Origin of the sequence: Pedobacter sp. HDW13 (genome assembly GCF_011303555.1) — a bacterium.
In the GTDB taxonomy this organism is placed as follows: Bacteria; Bacteroidota; Bacteroidia; order Sphingobacteriales; family Sphingobacteriaceae; genus Pedobacter.
In genome coordinates, this window is record NZ_CP049868.1 from 2,142,068 (window position 1) to 2,162,815 (window position 20,748).

Below are 20,748 nucleotides of genomic sequence, written 5' to 3' on the forward strand. Positions count from 1 at the left end.
TATCACCAATATCCCGCAGCAATACTGCGCAGGATTTGTATTGCCTAAAAAACCAAATAACTAAAATATGAAAATAAACTACTCCAAAATTAAACATCCGCTCATTGCAGGGGCCATTTTACTGCTCTGTTTGTTAATAGGCCACCCTGTTATTGCACAGCAAACCACTACGGTAAAAGGTTTGGTTACCGACGAGAAGAACCTTCCGCTACCCGGCGTATCCGTTTCGGCCAAAAACCTGAATGGCGGAGCTTTACTCAATACACAGACCGATCCGGATGGTATTTTTCAGTTTAAAGCACTGCCTGCAGGCTCGTACAGCTTCATTATCCGCTCGGTAGGTTACGAAACCCAAACCATGAGCGGCTACAGCCTTAAAGCCGGAGAGCAGATTACCATTACCGTTAAACTGAAAGAAGAAAACAGCGCACTGCAGGATGTGGTAGTAGTGGGCTTTGGCACACAGAAAAAAGTAAATTTAACCGGAGCCGTGGCTACCGTTAAAATGGACGAGATATTGGGCGAACGCCCGGTAACCAGTACCTCGCAAATTTTGCAGGGTGCATCGCCAGGTTTACAGGTAACCACCAACAGCGGTCAGCCAGGGGTTAGAAGCAATTTAAACATCAGGGGTTTTACCTCAATTAACGGCGGTTCGCCTTTGGTATTGGTTGATAATGTGGCTATGGATATGGATGATATTAATCCGAAAGACATTGCTTCTGTAACCGTACTCAAAGATGCATCAGCATCATCTATTTATGGAGCGCGTGCAGCATTTGGGGTAATATTAATTACCACCAAGCAAGGCGGCCGCAACCAACCCATTAAATTCGAATATTCGGGTAACCTGGCCAATACCAAGCCGAGCACTTTACCAAAAAAAACAACCGTAAGCGAGTTTGTACAGGCGCTTAGCGATTTTGGTACCACCTCTTACTGGGCAGGGCAAAATGTAGCTACCTGGCAGGGTTTATTGCAACAATATCAGCAAAACCCCGGTCAGTTTCCGTCATCGGGTATTGCCACGCAAGGTGGTATTCAGTACCCTTTGGCACAGAGCGATTTGTACCAGTCTTTTATGCCGGGCGGCTTTGAGCAGCTTCACAACCTCTCGTTTAGCGGAGGCTCTGAAAAATCGAATTTCAGGGTATCAACCGGTTACACCAACCAGGATGGGATTATAGCCACCAAATCAGATGCTTTTACCCGCTATAACCTGAACGCCTACCTGAATACCAACCTCACTTCGAAATTAATTGCCAGCATTAATGTGCTTTATTATAACTCGGTTAGAAACACACCCAGAGATTACAATGGCCTTTTTTATAATGCCATTACTTTTGGTCCTTATGCGCCAACAGGTTACGGCATTGCGCCAAACGGCACATCGTTACCCTACAATACCCCAAATAACATTTTAGATAAAGAGCCTTACAACATTAACAAAGACAACAACTTAAGGTTATTTGGCAAATTACAGTACAACATTGCCACCGGCCTGAAACTGAACGCCGAATACACGTTTAACCAGGTTAATACCAACCGCACCATACAAACTACCGTAAACCAATACATTAACCCGCTAAACTTTACCGTATCGCCCATTAGTGTAAACTCCAGCTATAACCGCTACAACAATGGAGTAAACTACAATGCAGTAAACGTTTACGCCAATTACAGTACCGTATTAGGGCAAAAGCACAACCTGGATGCGGTACTGGGTACCAACCAAGAGAAAAACACCGAAAACAGCTTTGAGGTTAACAGGTTAGGGGTAATCAGCCAGAGCTCGCCATCCATTTCGGGCAGTACAGGCAACATTACCAGTGCCGATGCTTTTTCTTCGTTTGCCGTTTCCGGTTATTTTGGCCGCATAAACTACAATTACGATGGCCGTTATTTGTTTGAAGCCACAGGGCGTTACGATGGTTCTTCGCGCTTTCCTTCAGGTAGCCGCTTTGGCTTTTTCCCTTCGTTCTCTGCCGGCTGGAACATCATGGGCGAATCGTTTATGAAAAACATTAAAACAACGGTTACAGCCCTGAAAATAAGGGCGTCGTACGGGGAGATTGGCAACCAGGTAGTACTAAAATCAAATGGCGATCAGAATTATTACCCTTACATCCCCGCTTCTTCGCCAACTAACTCTACCTGGATTGATCCGATAACCGGTGTACTGCGGGTTACTGTACCGCCACCTGCACTGGTAAGTGCCAGCTTTACCTGGGAGCGCGTGCAAACCTCAAACATCGGCCTCGATTTTGGTTTCCTTAACAATCGCTTAACCGGATCGTTCGATGCCTATATCCGCAAAACACTCGGTATGTTGGCACCAAGCAACGAACTCTCGGCTATACTGGGTACTGCTGCGCCTTTACAAAACGTAGCCGATTTAAAAGTAAAAGGCTGGGAACTTAACCTAGGCTGGAACGATAAGATAAACGAATTCAAATATTCGGTTAACTTTAATGTATCTAATAACCAGGCCTACATTACCAATTACAATAACCCGAGCGGTTTACTGAATTTTAATGCCGATGGAACCATCTCCAATTATTTTATTGGGCAGAAAATTGGCGACATATGGGGCTACGTTACCCAGGGCTACTTCGGAACAGGCGATTTTGCTGCCGGAACGCTTAATGCCAACCTGCAAAACGGAACACTGCAGCCGGGCATAGCGCCTTACCGTGGAGTGAATCAAAACCCGGGCGACATTCGCTTTGTTGATTTAAATAACGATGGCACCATTTTTACAGGTAACAATACCCTGGCCAACCCTGGCGACCGCAGCATTATCGGTAACAGCAACCGCAGGTTCCAGTTTGGCTTTAATGGTAATGCTGCTTACAAAAATTTCGACTTCTCTTTCTTCGTTAACGGCGTGGGCAAACGCGACATCTGGATCAGCAACCAGGTTTATTTCCCTTACCTGGATCAGTTTAGCGGTATTTATGCCCATCAGCTCGATTACTGGACACCTACCAATACCAATGCTTTTTACCCAAGATCATATTCAAACGCATCGGGCAATACCGGCACCAGCCGCATGGTACAAACCAAATATTTATCGAACGGTGCTTATATCCGCTTAAAAAATGTTTCGTTAGGCTATACACTACCAGCCAAATGGTTAAAGGATAAGATGAAGGCCAGAATCTTCTTCTCGGGCGAGAACCTGATTACGCTCGATCACCTGCCCGAAGGACTGGATGCTGAAGCAACTAACCTGGGCAGCGGCGGTATTTATCCCTTTATTAAAAAATACAGTTTTGGTGCCAACATTAGCTTCTAATGTCGGTAAAAACGAATAAACAAGGTACAAACCTTAAAGAAAAATTTATGAAAACCCCTATCATATCCCTAACCAATATTAAGCACCTGATGTTATGCGGCATTTTGGCTGCAATAATGGGCTGCAATAAGTTAGCGCTTAAACCCGAAGGTCAGCTAACCCTCGAGAATACCCTATCTGATTACAATGGCTTTTTAACCTATTCATGGCAGTTTTACAACGCCTTTAATGGCTATACCAACGATATGCTGGAAGACGAGCTAAACAGCGATATGTTTGCACGGGCAAATCCGAACGGGCAGTCGCAATGGATCTGGCAACAGGTTACCATTCCTTCATCTTCCGATTCGTACTCCAGGCCTTATGCCAATATCCGCACCATTAATCTGATGCTGGATAATATTGATCAATCTACACTAAATGCAGCAGATAAAGATCACTGGCGTTGTATTGGCTATTTTTTCAGGGCTTACAACTACATTACCCTCCTTAACCTGTATGGCGATGTGCCTTACACCGAACATGCTTTAAACGATAAATCCGAAGAATTGAGCATGCCACGTACCACACGGGATGTAGTAGCGGCCAACATTTTAAAAGACCTGCAATACGCCGAGGCAAACTTAAAAAACGGCGACGGCGATAATACCATTACAGTGCATGCCGTTAGGGCACTCCTTTCGCGCTTTGGCTTAAGAGAAGGTACCTGGCGCAAATACCACGGTTTAAGTGGCGCCAACACCTATTTACAGGCCAGTGTAGATGCTTCTACCAAACTGATGGTTACTTACCCAACACTAAACACCAACTACGACCTCGATTTTAACAGCGTATCGTTAGCAGGAGCGCCTGGAATCATCTTGTACAAAGCCTATGTAGCCAATCAGATTACCCACAGCCAATCTACCCAAACCCGCAATTCATCGGGCCGTTACGACCTGACTAAAGCTGCTGCTGATATGTTTTTAATGAAAGATGGCGAAACCCGTTTTACAAGCCAACTGTTTCAGGGAGATAAATCGCCCTTTACCGAATTCAGGAATAGAGACAGACGTTTGTATTATTGCGTGCCACCGCCCTTTAATGTAAATACCAATCCGCCCAGCCTTACCTTTACCTATACCACCAACCCGGTTGATACCTCGTACTTTGGTTTAATGCAGGCCATTTCGGATGGTACGCACAAAACATTGCCAACCCGCAACTGGAATGGCTTTGTGGTAAGACAGGAACCACACTATGTAGATTTCCCGAACGGCCAGCCTTACTCGGTTACCTATACAGGTTACAGGTTTTATAAATATTACAACCAGCAGGTACAGGATGCCCAGGGGCAAGACATTAGTGATTGTCCGCTGTTTAGAATGGGCGAGGTTTTGGCCAACCATGCCGAAGCTACTTACGAACTGGGCACTTTTAGCCAGGCCGTAGCAGATGCCACCATAAATAAACTGAGGGCAAGGGGAGCAGTAGCCGCCTTAAATTTAAGCGCAATAGCAGTCGATCCAACCCGCGACCAAAGTATAAACCCTATTTTGTGGGAGATTAGGCGCGAAAGGGCAGTAGAACTGGTGGGCGAAGGCTTTAGGTTTGACGACCTGCGCAGGTGGAAAAAAATGGAATATGCCATGAAAGAAAAACTAGGCCGTTACCTCACTAAAGGTGTAGATGTACCAACCAATAGCATTATACCAATCCAGAACGGGGCATCGGCAGGCTACATTTCTTATTTAGGAGTACCTCCGGGCACTTTTCCCGATTATTATTACCTTTATCCCATTCCATCTAATCAAATAGTGCTTAATCCTAAAATTGTACAAAACCCCGGCTGGAAATAACAGTTTAAATACTTAACCCAACAATAGGAGCTTGCTAAAGGCTCCTGTTGTTTGAATTACCTCAAACCAATATAATCCCGATCCTCCCTTATGAAAAGCAGCAAAAGAAACATCCTCAGGTATACCCTCCTAATTTTGTGGTGCACCATATCAGTTTCAGCAGTAAATGCCCAGCAAAAACCAAACATCATCTATGTTTTGGTTGATGATTTGGGCTATGGCGATTTGGGTGTGCTTTTTCAGAACCAGAAAGATAAAAACCTGCCGGCATTGGTTACGCCTAACCTCGATGCCATGGCACGGGCAGGAGCGGTGCTTAGTCAACAATATGCCAATGCACCGGTTTGTGCACCTTCGCGGGCTTCGCTGCTTACAGGGGTAAACCAGGGCAATGCCCACATCAGGGATAACCAGTTTGATAAGGCCCTCGAAAATAACCACACCATGGCCACCGTACTCAAAGATGCAGGTTATGCCACCGTTGCTATTGGGAAATGGGGTTTGCAGGGAACTGATGAAAAGCAGCGCCCCAACTGGCCTGCCCATCCGTTAAAAAGAGGTTTCGACCAGTACTATGGTTATATGCGCCATGCCGATGGCCACGAGCACTACCCTGTTGAAGGTGTTTATCGGGGTAAAAAAGAAGTCTGGAATAACTACACCGAGGTATCGGCAGATTTGCAGAAATGCTACACCACCGACCTTTGGACAGCAAAAGCCAAAGATTATATTATCGGCTTCGAAAAGCAGCATCAGGCTAAGCAACCTTTTTTTATGTACCTGGCTTACGATGCGCCACATGCCGTGTTAGAACTGCCCACACAAAGCTACCCCAAAGGAGGAGGCCTGAATGGCGGTTTGCAATGGCTTAACCAGAAAGGGAATATGATTAATTCGGCTTCGGGTACGGTCGATAGCTATACCCATCCCGATTATGCTAATGCCACTTACGATGATGACCGCGATCCGGGTACCCCAAATAAGCCCTGGCCAGATACCTATAAAAGATATGCAACGGCTGTAAGGCGATTGGACGATGCAATAGGTGATATCCGTGCCTTACTATCAGACCTTAAAATCGCCGACAATACCATTATCGTGTTTACCTCTGATAATGGCCCATCGATAGAATCGTACCTGCCTAAGCAATATGTGCCTAACCACCCTACTTTTTTTGAGAGCTACGGCCCTTTTGATGGCATAAAACGCGATTGCTGGGAAGGTGGTTTGCGTATGCCTTCGGTTATTGCCTGGCCTAAACGTATCCCAGCGGGTAAGGTGGTGAATATCCCCTCTATGCTATCAGATTGGTTACCTACTTTTGCAGATGCTGCAGGAGCGCCCATTCCGGCGCGCGTTACCGGTGTATCGCTGGTGCCATCTTTAACCAATGCGGGCAAACAAATAGCAGGCAACGTATATGTAGAGTATTTCGAGTCGGGCAGCACCCCTGCATTTAGTCAGTTCGAAGCTAACCATGCCAGCCGCAAACGCAACCAGATGCAGATGGTAAGAATTGGCGATTTAGTAGGTGTACGCTACAACATTAAATCGGCAGCCGATGATTTTGAAATCTACAATGTGGTTAAAGACCCTAAACAGACCAATAACCTGGCTAAAAATACAGATTTAAGCGGGCTACAGAACCAGTTCCGTAACAGGGCACTACAATTGCGGATGATGGATCAGGAAGCGAAACGCCCTTATGATAGTATTGCCATTCCGGGTGTACAAATGCCTAAAAGTACCAAACCAGGTTTAAAATGGTCGTTCTTCCCGGGCAACTTCCACTATGTATCGGTTTCAAACCAATCGAAACCCGCAGCAAGCGGAGTAGTTCAATCGCTGGCTACCGTTACGGCTAAAAATAAAGGAATGATTCAATATCAAACCCTGTTTAAGATCGATAAAAAAGGCACTTACACCTTTAGGTTAAGTACAGCAGGCAAAGCTTTTGTAAAGCTCCACCAGATTAACCTGCTGGATGCCGATTTTGGTTATACCAGCGGTAAGGAAATCGAAAAAACAGTTAGCCTTGAAGCAGGTTATCATCCGCTTAGCATTTATGCCTTAAAAGGCACCAATAATAGCCTCAAATTAGAGTTTAAAGGCGAAGATGGCGTATGGCATAGTTTGAGCGGAGAGAACGCAGTGTACTAGGCTAAGGGATGGAAAAGGGAAGATGGATGATGGGGCTTTGAACTATTGGCCATTAACCATGAGCCATTAACTATCAAACATCCCCACTAATGAACCAACTTTGTAACATTTCCTTCGGTGAAGCTCAACTATATCAATTTATCTTAACTTTAATGAACTGATAAAATTTTAAGATGACAACAAGAAGATTTTTTTTACAAAAAGGAATATTAGGCATAACTGCAGCAACACTAATCAACATCCCCTCTGTTTTCGCTGAACCCGATAGCCACAGTGCGGCTGGGGAAGACAGTTTTAAATTAGCTATTGCGGGCTATAGCTTTCTGAATTTTAACCTGGAAGAATCGCTTAAGATGATGAAAAAGGTTGATGTGCGATACCTCTGTATTAAAGATTTTCATTTGCCTTTTAAAAGTACAGCAGCAGAAATTGCAGCCTTTCACGCTAAACTTAAAGACAATAACGTGGTAGGATATGCCGTTGGGCCCATATACACCAAGAACAAAGAAGAGATTGATAATGCATTCGATTATGCCAAACGGGTAGGTGTCGATTTGCTGATCGGAATTCCGGCCCATGCCGACCTGGAATATGTTGCCCAAAAGACAAAAGAATACAATATTCGCTATGCCATTCATAACCATGGTCCCCAGGATAAACTATATCCCAATGCAGAAAGCATTTATAACCTGATTAAAAACCTCGATCAACGTGTGGGGATCTGCTTTGATATGGGGCATAACAAAAGAGACGGGCGGGATTCGGTTGCAGACCTTCAGAAGTTCTCGAAACGGATTTTTGATATGCATTTAAAGAATGTAACCGCAGCCACAAACGAAGGTACTACTTGCGAACTCGGTCGCGGTGTAATTGATATCCCCGCCTTTGTAAGAATGCTGAGAAAAGTTAATTATAAAGGTTCATGTAGTTTAGAATACGAAAAAGACATGAAAGACCCATTAGCAGGAATAGCTGAATCTGTGGGTTATTTTAAGGGGGTTTGCGATGCTACACGCTAGTGGGGTTTGTAAAGTATACCATTATAAACATTCCTAACTAACTGTACTCGGCTTATGAAAGCTCTCGTAAACACTATCTTAATTCTAATTATCTCTTTTGGTAATGCCCTAAGTGACGTTCCTAAAAACAAGTTACAATCTGGATGGTACCTGATAACGGATAATAAAACTTCTACTTCAATTAAATTGAATAAATCTGATAAAGTCTATATGATTGAAAAGGAGATATTTATATCGGTAAAAAGTATAGCACATATGGAGGTCGCCATGGAAAGATATGGCAACAGGAATAATCCAATATTAAACTTCACCTTAGATAGTGATGCAAGTTCAAAACTTGGATCATTATCCTCGGGTTTTAATACGAATAGGCAAATGGGACTTATAATAAATAACAAACTTATTCAAGTCGTAACCATCTTTGGTGAATTTTCAGGAAACAAAATAAGCCTGGCAGGGAAGTTTACAAAAGAAGAATTGCTAAAGCTTAAAACATCAATTGAAGATGAAAAGCACTAGTCACCAATTGTCCGTAGAGTTCCACAGGAGTTCTACGGATTAACTAATAGATACGAGTCTCTGGCCTGATTGAGATACTATTGAAGGTGATAATCGCCAAGTGCATATATTTTCCAGTTTGATTAACATCGTTTGGCACTTACCTATTATTTAGCGATTTAATCTTTGAGGGATCTATTTCAAATATTTTAGGATCTACAGGTTGTTCTTTTACAGATATAATGTCGTAGGTTTTAACTGATAAGATATTCTTATACGAACTGTCAAAATGAACTGCTTTAAAACTTAAGTAGAGTGTTCCACATTCATTTACAACTTTATTAAAGTACCCAAGATTCCAGTTCTTGAAATGTTCTTTCTTGACATTTAAATAACCCCTTGAAAATATGAAACTAAAATCTGAGTATGTAACAGAATCATTTTCTGCATAACTGGTGTTGAGATCAATGCGTTCGCATTGCTTTGAAAGTACCTGATTGTTTATTTTGGTTACTTTGAAACGCTCCAGTTTTTCGATTGGAAAATTTAAACTCATTTGATACAGTGTATCTGAGTTGTTAAAAAGTAATAGCCTTAAAGGCTTATCTTCAAAATAATAATCTTTAACCAAATGGAACTTTTCCGATCCTTCTGAGTGTACACCAACATAATTTCCATGAGCATAGAAGACTTTTACCGTATCGTCCACATTCAATAAGCTATCTCTGTTTTTTAAAATTTCGTGGTAAGTTATTATTCCTTCGAATTCTTTAATATCCTGCTTCTGAATGTGTGCCTTACCGTATTTACATCCAGAGAATGAAATAAAAACTGTAAGCGAAAAGAGTAAAAATGAGAAGGTTTTAATCATATTACTAAATAACATAAAACTCTCTGTATTTCCCTTTAAAGGTTTCTAAATAATCTTTTTATGTATATGAACCAACTGTCCGTAGAGTTCCGTAGGAGTTCTACGGATTAGCTAATAGATACGAGTCTCTGACTCGATTGAGCTGCTACTGTGCTGGCGAATTGTGTTAGCCTAAAAGCCTTAAAACTAAATAAGCCTATCTTTCGATAAGCTTATTCCTCTGTAGCCCGAGCAGAATCGAACTGCTATCTAAAGTTTAGGAAACTTCTATTCTATCCGTTGAACTACGGGGCCAGTACTGTTATTGAACAACGGCGCAAATATAATAAAACTTTTTACCTGACATGGGTATATTTCAAAATGTTTGGCGGCATTGAAGACTCAAACTTATTGGAGCTTTTCTGCTTTGGCACTGATAAATCCCCCTCAAAATGCCTTCCTAATTCCTGTTTAATACAAAGCTGAGATTCTATGTTGGTACGGCTTTATGGTTAACGACAAGATTTATCGTCATTTCGAGCGAAGTGCAACGGATTCGAGAACCAAGCAGTGCTCAGCGAAGCTAAATCTATTTTAAAGATCTCTCCGTTTCGCTGCGCTCCAGTCGAGATAACGGCTATCATAATGAAATATACGGATACCGAACTTATCTAATTACGCTACCTTCCTGAAACTTTTCGGCTGGTGCTACGAAAGTTAACTTACCTTCGGCATTTTCGGCCATTAAGATCATGCCCTGCGATAAAATCCCTTTAATTTCGCGTGGTGCCAGGTTAACAATCATGCTTACCTGCTTACCAACAATATCTTCGGGTTTATAATATTCAGCTATGCCCGATACAACTATACGTTCGTCAATACCAGTATTAACAGTCAGCTTTAACAGCTTTTTGGTTTTTTCTACCTTTTCGGCGGCTACAATAGTGGCTACACGGATATCCATAGCAGAGAAATCATCGAACTGGATATTCTCTTTAGCTGGTACCGCAACAGCCGTAGCCGCAGCATTGCTGGCTTTACTCTGGTTTAACTTCTCGATCTGGAAATCGATAGCTGCATCTTCTATTTTATCGAACAATAAAATAGCCTCGCCAATTTCATGACCGCGTTTAAGCAAAGTAACTGATCCGGCATCTTCCCAGTCGTGGCCACCGTTTTTAAGCATTCTCATTAGCTTTTCGGCTGTAAAAGGTAAGAACGGCTCGATTAAAATCTGGATATTGGAAGCAATTTGCAAGGCAATATTCAAAATCGTCCTAACCCGATCTTCGTCGGTTTTAATCAGTTTCCAGGGCTCGGTTTCGGCCAGGTATTTATTACCTAAACGGGCTACGTTCATCACTTCGGCTAAAGCCTCTCTGAAACGGTAATTTTCGATAGAAGCCGATATTTTAGCCGGATAACCTGCCAATTCATCAATAACCGCCTGATCTACTGGTGTAATTTCCATGCAGGTAGGTACTGAACCTCCAAAATACTTATGAGTGAGTACCACTACACGGTTTACAAAGTTACCCAGTATGGCTACCAGTTCGTTGTTGTTTCTGGCCTGAAAATCTTTCCAGGTAAAATCGTTATCCTTCGTTTCGGGTGCAGTAGCGGTTAATACGTAACGCAAAACATCCTGCTGCCCTTCAAACTCTCTTAAATATTCGTTTAACCATACCGCCCAGTTTTTAGAAGTCGATATTTTTTGGCCTTCGAGGTTTAAAAACTCGTTAGCTGGTACATTATCAGCCAGGGTATATTCGCCATGGGCCATTAACATCGCCGGGAAAATAATACAGTGGAAAACGATATTATCTTTACCGATAAAGTGTACCAGTTTGGTTTCATCACTTTTCCAGTATTCTTCCCAACCGCATTTATCGTTTTCGTAGCTGCTAATGTAGTATTCTTCTGCTTTAGGATTCCAAACATCCAGTTTGGCATAGTTACAAAGCTCTTTAGTGGCCGAAATATAACCTATCGGGGCATCGAACCATACATAAAGCACTTTACCTTCAGCATCGCGCAATGGAACACGTACGCCCCACTCTAAATCGCGGGTCATGGCTCTCGGCTGTAAGCCTGCATTCAACCAGCTTTGACATTGTCCGTAAACATTCGGACGCCATTCTTTATGGCTTTCTATATACGTTCTTAAGCGTTCTTCGTACTGATCTAAGGGCAGAAACCAGTTTTTGGTTTCCTTTAAAATGGGTTTATCGCCCGAAAGGGTCGATTTAGGATTAATTAAATCGGTAGCATTAAGCGTAGAACCACAGTTTTCGCACTGATCGCCATAAGCATTTTCGTTACCGCACTTAGGGCAGGTACCGGTAATGTAACGGTCGGCCAAAAACTGCTTTGCGGTAGCATCGTAATATTGCTCGGTAATTTCTTCAGTAAAAACTCCTTTTTTGTAAAGCGTTTCGAAGAAATCGGCCGCAGTTTGATGGTGCGTAAGAGATGAGGTACGGTGGTAAATATCGAAAGAAACACCGAACTCCTTAAACGAATCGCCAATAATTTTGTGATACTTATCTACTACTTCCTGAGGGGTAATACCTTCTCTTTTGGCCTTTAAAGTAATGGGTACGCCGTTTTCGTCAGATCCACAAATGAACTTTACATCGCGTTTATTCGACCGCAGGTAACGGGCATAAATATCGGCCGGAATGTAAACACCGGCAAGGTGCCCAATATGAACCGGTCCATTAGTGTATGGAAGTGCCGCGGTTACGGTATATCTTTTTATTTTACTATTATCCAAAACAATTTTTATTAATTTGGCAAAGATAAGTGTTTTGAAGATGATTAAGCAGCCCCCGTATTTAAAAAAAGGAGATAAGATTGCCTTGGTTTGTCCGGCAAAGAAATTACCCAAACCAATTGACCATGCCATAGCGCTTTTAGAAAGCTGGGGACTGGAAGTTATTTTGGGCGACAGCGTATATGCCAGCCATCACCAGTTTGCCGGTACAGACAAATTAAGGGCTAAAGATATTCAGCGTTTTTTAGACGATCCATCCATCAAAGCCATTATTGCAGGCCGTGGTGGTTATGGTACCATCCGGATTATCGATGAACTTGATTTTAGCACTTTTGATCAGCACCCGAAATGGGTTGTTGGTTTTAGCGATATTACGGTACTGCTTTCGCACCTGATTGCCCAAAGCAATACGCAATGTATCCATGCTCAAATGCCTTATACTTTTGATGATTCGACAGAAGCGGCATTACTTGCTTTGCAGAATTCTTTATTTGGAGGGAAACAACAATATACCTATCAAAGCACCTTTAAAAACAGGGCAGGAGTAGCTGACGGTATTTTAATTGGCGGTAATTTAACCTTACTGGCCATGATGCAGGGTTCGGTTTCAGAAATGGATTATGGTGGCAAAATCCTTTTCCTTGAAGATATAGGGGAACACGAATACAGCATCGACCGGATGTTGCGCATGCTGAAAAGGGCAGGTAAACTGAAAAACCTGAAAGGTTTGATTGTAGGGGCCTTTAACGAAATCGCAGAGGAAAAGATCTCGTTCGGACAAACAGCCGATGAGGTAATATGGGATATTGTAAAGGAATACGATTACCCGGTTTGCTTTAATTTCCCAACTGGGCACATTAATAATAACCTCAGTATGGTTTTAGGAGCAGAGGTAGAACTAAAAGCAGAAACAAACAACGTTCAATTTACATATTTATAAGATGGCTATTTTAGATAATTTAGGAAAGTACAGAAACACGGGAATTTTACTTTTACGCCTTGGTATCGGGGTGATGTTTATTATACACGGTTTTCCGAAACTGGCCGGCGGACCAGATGGTTGGACAGGCTTAGGCGGCAGCATGAAGGTTATCGGGATTAATTTCTTACCTATATTCTGGGGCTTTATGGCAGCAGCTACCGAAACCTTTGGTGGTTTTCTGCTGATAGTAGGGTTGTTTTATCGCCCGGCCTGTATTTTACTGGTATTTACGATGATTATAGCCGCTCTGGTTCATTTTGGTAAAGGCGACGGTTTGGGAGGCGCCAGCCACGCCATAGAAATGGGCATTGTATTTTTCAGTCTTATTTTTATTGGTCCGGGCAAGTATAGTGTGGATAAGAAATAGTTGGGTTATAGTCCAGCATGCATTATAAAAAAGGGTTCGGAGATTAATTTTTCCGAACCCTTTTTTATAAGGATATTAGCTTAAAATGTGTTTACCAATGGGTTGGTGTTTAACTCGCCTATAGGAATGGGGAAAGTATAACGCTGATCGGCAAGGGAATTGAGGTACCAGCTCCAAATGATGGAAGTGGTGCAGCTTTCCTCGCTAAATCATTATACCTGAAACCTTCAGCCAAAAGCTCAATTCTTCTTTCTTTTAAAATTGCTGCTTCCAATGCCGCTGGCGTCACTAATACACCATATACAAAACCGGCATCAGAACGTGTACGAACGGCTTGCAATAAAGCTTTCGAACGTATCAGGTTACCTCCTGGGGCTAATGCTTCTGCTTCGGCAACGTTTAACAATACTTCGGCATAGCGGATAATTGGAACAAAATCAGTAAATGGCGATACCGCACCATATTTAATTGGGTAAGAATGCAATACACCAGAAATGGTTGCATCTTGTGTTAAAAGCGATTTTCTGGCATCAGAGGTTGGCCATGCCACATCGGCATAAATACCAGCTCCGGTTTTGTTTAATGAATACTCCAGATTTCCGTTTCCAGCCCAGCTATAGTAATAACCAAGTTGATTTTGTGTACCAGGGGCATTGGTATCGGCCATCGGGAACGAGAATATCGATTCGGAAGTAGTAAACGGTGCCTGAAAAACACTAACAACACTTGGCTGCAAGGCATGGGCCGTCCTGGCCGAATTGGTAAAAGGCGCAATTTGCGGAACCAGTTTATTACCTTCTTCTAATACCTTAGCATAGTTACCCATGGCTAAATACACGCGGGTTTTTAGGGCAATAGCACTATTTTTGTGTGCACGCGTAGTGCGCAATAATGGAGTGCTGTACGTATCAGGTAAGCCTGTCTCAGCTTCATCAAGATCCTTAATGATTTGCGCGTAAATTGCTGCAACAGTACTGCTTTTAAGTGCATTATTGGCCAATGATGTTTCTGGTGTTAAACGAAGCGGCAAACCTCTTGAAGTGCCATTATCAGCGATATAAGGTTTTGCAAAAATTTGTATCAGCGCGAAATAGTTTAACGCCCTAACAAATTTAGCCTCGCCGGCATAGTTCGCATTTATTGCCGGAGTTAAAACCGTACTATTTTTAGCCAGCCCATCCAGAAAAAGGTTTGCCCTGTTAATGGTTAAATAGGCCTGCGAAAAGAAACTCGCCACATAGGTATTGGTTGAGTTATTGGTACCCTGATAAACATCATAACCTGTAACGCCATTACCGGTCCTGTTTACAAATTCCTCTGCCCTGATATCGTTGTAGATCAGATAACGGCCACCAAACAAAGAACCAGATTTAGATGATACATATAAGCCGTTTACCTGTCCTAAAATCCGGGTAGGGTTGGCAAATGCTTCCTGATCGGGAAGGGTAAGTTCGGGAGTCTTTTCTAAAAATTCTTTCTTGCAGGAAGCTATACTTCCAACTAAGGGAATTGCAAGTATAGCTGCTGTAGCCAACTTCAATTTATATGTTTTGATATGAAATAATTTCATGGATATGATTATTAATATTATAAACCTAAACTAATACCAAATGTAAACGACCTGCCCTGAGGGATAGAGTTACGCTCTACACCACTTGCCAAGTTGCTGTTACCATTGGTTGATATTTCCGGATCCACACCAGTATAGTTGGTAATCAGGAATGCATTATTTACAGATGCGTAAACGCGCACACTGTTTATACCTGATTTACCAAAAACACTTTTTGGAATGCGGTAACCCAAAGTTGCTGCCTGTAAACGTAAGAAATCGCCCTTCTCTACGTTCGCATCAATAGCAAATGAAGATCCGTTTGAAACGTTATCGCCATAAACTACCCTTGGAATATTGGTTTGCTGACCTGGGGTTGTCCAGGCGTTTAAAACTTCTGTTGAGTTGTTCCAAACACGTTGATCTAACAAACCGGCTCGAGAACCGTTGTAGATGTAGTTTCCACCAGAGAAAGTAAACATGAAGTTTAAATCGAAATTACCATAGTTTAAAGTGTTATTGAAACCGCCATACCATTTAGGTAAAGTTCCGCCAATTACCTGAGCATCGCCAGCCGGAGATGGTGCAGCCGTTCCATCCAGGTAAGTCCAGGCATTAGCTCCACCAAAATGTTGGTATTGAACTTCACGTCCGGCAGCATTAATGTAAATTCTGCGTCCGTTTGCCGGATTTACACCATTTGTTTTAACGGCATAAATACTACCGATTGATTCGCCAACCCTTGTAACACTTGCAGATTCTAAACCTCCCGTTGTACCAATAATTTGCGATACATTAGGATCTAAAGCAGTTACTTCGTTTTTAATTGTGGTAAAATTTAAATTGGCTGTCCACGAAAACTTTTCTGTCTTAACAGGTGTACCACCTAATGCAAACTCAAAGCCTTTATTGTACATCGAGCCAACATTGGCAAGAATAGTTCCGGCCGGATCGTTCGGAATACCTTTCGATAAAGCCTGAGGTACGTTCAACAATAAGTTATTGATGTCTTTCTTGAAATAATCGGCCTCAAAAGTTAATCGGTTATTGAACAAGGCAAGGTTTAAACCAAAATCAAGCTGGTTACTGGTTTCCCATTTCAGCTCTTTGTTACCCGCCTGACCAAAAATCCATGCAAAAGGCGTTACACCGTAAAGTCCTGGACTGTAAGTAGTATATTCGCTGTATGCAGGTACATTTGCGTTACCTACGCGACCGTAACTTGCCCTGATTCTTAACGAATTTACAGTTTTACCTAGTGCCGAGTTTTTAAAGAAATCTTCTTCTGAGATGGTCCATCCTACAGATCCGCCACCAAAGTTACCCCATTTATTATCAGAAGATAATGCTGAGTTTCCGTCTCTTCTGAAGTTACCACTGATATAATATTTTCCTTTGTAGTTATAACTTGCACTTGCCAGGTAAGCCTGAAATGCAATTTCGTTGATACTGTTACCGCCAGGTACGTTTGTGGTAAATGTACCCTGAAACTGATCGAAGAAAGTAGGATCACCCAATCCCTGACGGATAGCACCCCAGTTTTCTGTCCTGGTATTTTGAACGTCGCTACCGATAGTCAGGTTTAAATTGTGTACACCGTCAAATGATTTTTGGTATTGTAAAGCGTTAATCCAGTTCCAGTTATTTCTACGGGCAGTATTGTTATAGGCATAACCATTAAACGAATATCCATCCCCCTGAAGTGGATTCCAGAACTGAATATTTTCGGTATTGGCTCTTTCCCACGAGAAATTAGACCTGAAGTTTAAACCATCAATAATTTTAAAATCTGCTCCTAAATTAGTTAAGAACCTGTTATTTTCCGAGCTGTTAACATCTTTGTCAATCAGCACTGTTGGGTGTGCCCAGGTACTGGTAATCAGGTTGGCTGCATTACCTACGTTATTGGCCGAGATGTTATAACCACCTGCAGCATTATAAACCGGTACGTTTGGAGCAATGGCAATAGCAATACGCCCCAAACCTGATGAGTTAAAGGCGGCGCCAGGAGCTGAGCCGCTATTAGGCGCCCTGTTTATACTGTTGTTGTAGTTAACGTTCATGCTTAAGCTTAACCAATCGGTAGCTTTATGCGTAGCGTTTATACGGGCAGAATATCTTTTGAAAGTATTATTTTTAAGAAAACCATCCTGATCAGAAAGCCCTCCTGATAAATAATAAGTTGTTTTTGCTGTACCACCGCTTAAAGTTACGTTATGGTTTTGCGATTGTGCCGTTCTGTAAACCTCATCGTACCATTTGGTATCAACTAACGATCCATCAGCATTATAACTTGGAAAGAAACTTTTGTTATTCGCATCTCTTTGCGATGCCGGTACTGCGTTAGGATTTAGTACCAGGGCATTTGCAATGGCTGTATTCTTGCTATCCATGTATTGTTGCGCATTTAATAGATCAGGCAGGCGTACAGCGTTATTCACGCCATACCATCCATCATAAGTAATTTTAGCATCACCGCTTTTTCCTTTCTTGGTGGTAATTACCAATACACCCGCTGCAGCTCTCGAACCATAAAGTGCCGTAGAAGCCGCATCTTTTAAGATATCGATCGTTTCAATATCTGCCGGATTGATATCGCCAAGTGGGTTGTTGGTAGCAGAGTTTGCAGATGCATCGCTGGTTGGAAAAGGAATACCATCTACCACAACTAATGGGAATGAGCTTAATGAGATCGAACTCACACCCCTTACCCGAATAACCGGTGGGTTATTTAGCAAACCATTGGGTTGAATAATACTTACCCCTGCAGCTTGTCCGGTTAAACCCTGAACAAAACTTTGAACAGGTTTATCCTTCAAATCTTCGCCCTTCACGCTTGCAGCAGAACCAGTAAAGTCTCTCTTTTTAGTTACCCCGTAACCGGTAACCACCACATCGGATAATGTTTTAGAATCGCTTACTAAAGCAACATTAATTGTGCTTCCTGCACCAACGGCTTTAGATTGGCTTAAGTAGCCGATAAATGAAAACTCAAGTGCTGTAGCTTTGCCCGAAACACGAATGCTATACTTGCCATCGGCGCCGGTTATCGTTCCACCTGCTGCACCCTTAATTTTAACACTTACGCCTGGTAGGGGAAACCCATCTTCCTGACCCGTAACTGTCCCTGTGATTGTTCGATCTTGCGCTATTGCAGTACCTGCAATAAATAGCAATATGAACAAACTTTGTAGAAGTTTTTTCATAAGAAATTTTAGTTTAGTTAATGATAGTTTTAAAAATTTTTAGTTTTTGTTATCTGTTTTTTGAGTGAAAAATGTTTCTTAAACGACTATTAACTATTATTACAAGCATATAATTTATAAGCTATAAAAATTAATATAATACATACTTAAAATGTCTGTTTTACATTTAATAGTCGAATTATTAATTGTTAATAAAAAGAGTACGGATCTTCTCTGGCCGCAATTGGGCTAATAGTTGTTCTATATTGCGTTATTGCTCCGGTTGCAACAAACAACAAAACGAACAACTCCGGTTGGAGTCTTTTCATGAATTAGTTTAGTTTCAGGTTAATAAGCTGTCAATATAAAACTAAGTATTGTGTAATGCAAATTTTACATGCAAAAAAATGTTACCTAAAATTTCACAAAAACCATAGCTGCGGGATAAAAACTATAGTAAAATATGCCATAATGAGCACCAAACAAAGAAAAAGACCAGAAAACTACGGAATTAAAGAAATTAATTCAAACAAATAAGATACAAATACATTAAAATAGGATTAGAGACAGATTCGACACAAAAAATGATGAGCCGACAGCCAGCTTCATATAATAGATAGTGTTGTAGAGAACAACCACCTCCATAAAAACAAAAAAGGGGCCATAAAAATGGCCCCTTGAATAAAATATTATTATAAATCTTAAGGATTCTGTGCGCTTGGTGGAATTGCAGGATTTGCATTCAACTCATCACGTGGGATTAAGAATAAAAATTTAACGTCGCCTGCTGGTATAGTTAAAAGATTTGCTACTGATGTACCAACATAGTTGGGAACATTGGTTATAGTTCTATCTAAAGGTAAGTTTAGACGTTTTAAATCTAAATATCTAAAACCTTCACCCCAAAGTTCTACTCTACGATTTACCATGATCTCATCAACAAGTGCAGTCCCCGTTTTGGTGCTTTGAACTGCAGCTAGATCTCTTTTCGAAACCAAAGCGAATAAAGCTGCTTGTGCCAATCCATCCTGACTACTTCTTGCATAAGCTTCGGCAAGAATCAAATGCATCTCGGCACTTCTCATCCATGGCGTATCACCTAAAGAAGGATCACCAACTGTTTTAACCGAGAACTTTCTACTCATATAAGGTCTTCTGGTAAATGCAGTAGTAGGCAATGGAAAATTGGCTGCCGTTGGAGCTGGTTCCCACATTTTCTTTCTCACATCAGTTGCAGAAATTAAATTATATAAGTTCGAGTTAATCATTTTTGGTGTACCGCGCATATAAGTGGAGTTTGCATTGTATGCAATTTGCGCGTAGAATGATCCAAATGTATCTCCTTGCTCAGTGGTAGGCATTGCACACCACATAAATTCAGATAACCCGTTATTGTTAAAACCACTTTGGTAATCGGCCTGACTCATTAATGGGTATTTACCACCATCAATCACATCCTTCGCATATTTGATCGCATTTGGATAATCTTGCATAGTTAGGGCAACTCTTGCTCTCAAGCCCTTGGCTACCCAAACATCAGCATGCGTTTTGTTTGCTTTGGTAGTCGAGTTTAATGCAATTGCTTTATCCAAATCAGCAATTATCTGATTATAAACATCTTCAACAGTTGCACGTGGCTTAATAATATCGGCAGTAGTTAACACTAAAGGCACGCCCAATTGAACATTCGGCTTTGCTGCAGCATTGTACCTTGTTCCGTAAAATTGAACCAAATACGAGTAGGCATAAGCTCTTATGGTTAAAGCTTCTGCCTTCAATCTACTCTTCTCTGAATCTAATCCTGTTACAGTTGGTAAATCGATATTATCCAACACATAATTAGCATTATTAATCATCCGGTAAAACGTGCGGTAATAGTACAAGTTACTTGCATGGGTATCAGTACGTGGCGCTACATAGTTACCCTCACCTGTTGAGGTAAACCATGTGGCTGCTGCCTGATGCAAATCTTCTCCCATAAAATCAATGCCTAATAAAATACCACCAACACCGGGCTTGCCTTGTGCATTTGAGGTAGTAGTAGTAGTTCTTGTATTCATGTAGGCATAAACACCATTGATTACAGCACTTGCGTTTGTTGTTGAGGTGAATACCTCTTCCAAAGCAATCTGATCGGTTGGTTTGGTTTCAAGGTATTCTTTTTTACAGCCTGGAGCTATTAAAGCTACCACTAAGCTGGTTAATATTAAAAGCTTTTTCATATCT

The 20,748-nt window shown here is 41.7% G+C and carries 12 protein-coding genes and 1 tRNA gene; 7 read left to right on the forward strand and 6 right to left on the reverse strand.

Annotated elements, in window-relative coordinates:
- Positions 1-67 precede the first annotated feature (67 nt).
- The 5 genes from G7074_RS08995 to G7074_RS09015 all read left to right on the forward strand — a co-directional run bounded on the left by G7074_RS08995 (position 68) and on the right by G7074_RS09015 (position 8,834).
- Positions 68-3,298: a TonB-dependent receptor gene (locus G7074_RS08995; RefSeq protein ID WP_166208063.1), complete on the forward strand. Its 3,231-nt coding sequence runs from the start codon at positions 68-70 to the stop codon at positions 3,296-3,298.
- A gap of 47 nt (positions 3,299-3,345) precedes the next feature.
- Positions 3,346-5,136: a RagB/SusD family nutrient uptake outer membrane protein gene (locus tag G7074_RS09000; protein ID WP_158674075.1), complete on the forward strand. Its 1,791-nt coding sequence runs from the start codon at positions 3,346-3,348 to the stop codon at positions 5,134-5,136.
- Between the two features lie 90 nt (positions 5,137-5,226).
- Positions 5,227-7,296: a sulfatase-like hydrolase/transferase gene (locus tag G7074_RS09005; protein WP_166208067.1), complete on the forward strand. Its 2,070-nt coding sequence runs from the start codon at positions 5,227-5,229 to the stop codon at positions 7,294-7,296.
- A gap of 173 nt (positions 7,297-7,469) precedes the next feature.
- The gene (locus G7074_RS09010; RefSeq protein WP_124561000.1) at positions 7,470-8,315 is read left to right on the forward strand and encodes a sugar phosphate isomerase/epimerase; all 846 of its coding nucleotides are present in this window, start codon (positions 7,470-7,472) and stop codon (positions 8,313-8,315) included.
- 54 nt (positions 8,316-8,369) lie between these two features.
- Positions 8,370-8,834, forward strand: coding sequence for a hypothetical protein (locus tag G7074_RS09015; protein ID WP_124561001.1), 465 nt, complete (start codon positions 8,370-8,372; stop codon positions 8,832-8,834).
- Positions 8,835-8,973: 139 nt separating this feature from the next.
- Here G7074_RS09015 and G7074_RS09020 read toward each other — a convergent pair whose 3' ends face one another.
- The 3 genes from G7074_RS09020 to metG all read right to left on the reverse strand — a co-directional run bounded on the left by G7074_RS09020 (position 8,974) and on the right by metG (position 12,439).
- The gene (locus G7074_RS09020; RefSeq protein WP_124561002.1) at positions 8,974-9,684 is read right to left on the reverse strand and encodes a hypothetical protein; all 711 of its coding nucleotides are present in this window, start codon (positions 9,682-9,684) and stop codon (positions 8,974-8,976) included.
- Positions 9,685-9,906: 222 nt separating this feature from the next.
- Positions 9,907-9,979: transfer RNA gene (locus G7074_RS09025), tRNA-Arg, on the reverse strand.
- A 351-nt stretch (positions 9,980-10,330) separates the two neighbouring features.
- A complete protein-coding gene (gene metG, locus G7074_RS09030) occupies positions 10,331-12,439 on the reverse strand; it encodes a methionine--tRNA ligase (RefSeq protein WP_166208070.1) in 2,109 nt (702 codons plus the stop codon).
- Positions 12,440-12,479: 40 nt separating this feature from the next.
- Between metG and G7074_RS09035 the strand changes: the two genes are divergently transcribed.
- Complete coding sequence (locus tag G7074_RS09035) at positions 12,480-13,379, forward strand: LD-carboxypeptidase (protein ID WP_166208073.1); 900 nt, start codon at positions 12,480-12,482, stop codon at positions 13,377-13,379.
- Between the two features lies 1 nt (position 13,380).
- Entirely contained in the window at positions 13,381-13,788 is a 408-nt protein-coding gene (locus G7074_RS09040) for a DoxX family protein (protein WP_124561010.1), read from the forward strand.
- Between the two features lie 118 nt (positions 13,789-13,906).
- Here G7074_RS09040 and G7074_RS09045 read toward each other — a convergent pair whose 3' ends face one another.
- The 3 genes from G7074_RS09045 to G7074_RS09055 form a co-directional block, all read right to left on the reverse strand.
- A complete protein-coding gene (locus tag G7074_RS09045) occupies positions 13,907-15,358 on the reverse strand; it encodes a RagB/SusD family nutrient uptake outer membrane protein (protein ID WP_240916510.1) in 1,452 nt (483 codons plus the stop codon).
- 17 nt (positions 15,359-15,375) lie between these two features.
- Positions 15,376-18,543 carry a TonB-dependent receptor gene (locus G7074_RS09050; RefSeq protein ID WP_166208075.1) on the reverse strand — a complete coding sequence of 1,056 codons (3,168 nt, stop codon included), beginning with the start codon at positions 18,541-18,543 and terminating at the stop codon, positions 15,376-15,378.
- Positions 18,544-19,223: 680 nt separating this feature from the next.
- The gene (locus tag G7074_RS09055; protein ID WP_124561013.1) at positions 19,224-20,744 is read right to left on the reverse strand and encodes a RagB/SusD family nutrient uptake outer membrane protein; all 1,521 of its coding nucleotides are present in this window, start codon (positions 20,742-20,744) and stop codon (positions 19,224-19,226) included.
- Between the last annotated feature and the right edge of the window lie 4 nt (positions 20,745-20,748).

Excerpts from the sequence above, each read along its gene's own strand:
- G7074_RS09050 (WP_166208075.1), bottom strand. The coding sequence starts at position 18,543 with ATGAAAAAACTTCTACAAAGTTTGTTCATATTGCTATTTATTGCAGGT.
- G7074_RS09010 (WP_124561000.1), top strand. The coding sequence starts at position 7,470 with ATGACAACAAGAAGATTTTTTTTACAAAAAGGAATATTAGGCATAACT.
- G7074_RS09055 (WP_124561013.1), bottom strand. The coding sequence starts at position 20,744 with ATGAAAAAGCTTTTAATATTAACCAGCTTAGTGGTAGCTTTAATAGCT.
- G7074_RS08995 (WP_166208063.1), top strand. The coding sequence starts at position 68 with ATGAAAATAAACTACTCCAAAATTAAACATCCGCTCATTGCAGGGGCC.
- G7074_RS09000 (WP_158674075.1), top strand. The coding sequence starts at position 3,346 with ATGAAAACCCCTATCATATCCCTAACCAATATTAAGCACCTGATGTTA.
- G7074_RS09015 (WP_124561001.1), top strand. The coding sequence starts at position 8,370 with ATGAAAGCTCTCGTAAACACTATCTTAATTCTAATTATCTCTTTTGGT.
- G7074_RS09035 (WP_166208073.1), top strand. The coding sequence starts at position 12,480 with ATGATTAAGCAGCCCCCGTATTTAAAAAAAGGAGATAAGATTGCCTTG.
- G7074_RS09020 (WP_124561002.1), bottom strand. The coding sequence starts at position 9,684 with ATGATTAAAACCTTCTCATTTTTACTCTTTTCGCTTACAGTTTTTATT.
- G7074_RS09040 (WP_124561010.1), top strand. The coding sequence starts at position 13,381 with ATGGCTATTTTAGATAATTTAGGAAAGTACAGAAACACGGGAATTTTA.
- G7074_RS09005 (WP_166208067.1), top strand. The coding sequence starts at position 5,227 with ATGAAAAGCAGCAAAAGAAACATCCTCAGGTATACCCTCCTAATTTTG.
- G7074_RS09045 (WP_240916510.1), bottom strand. The coding sequence starts at position 15,358 with ATGAAATTATTTCATATCAAAACATATAAATTGAAGTTGGCTACAGCA.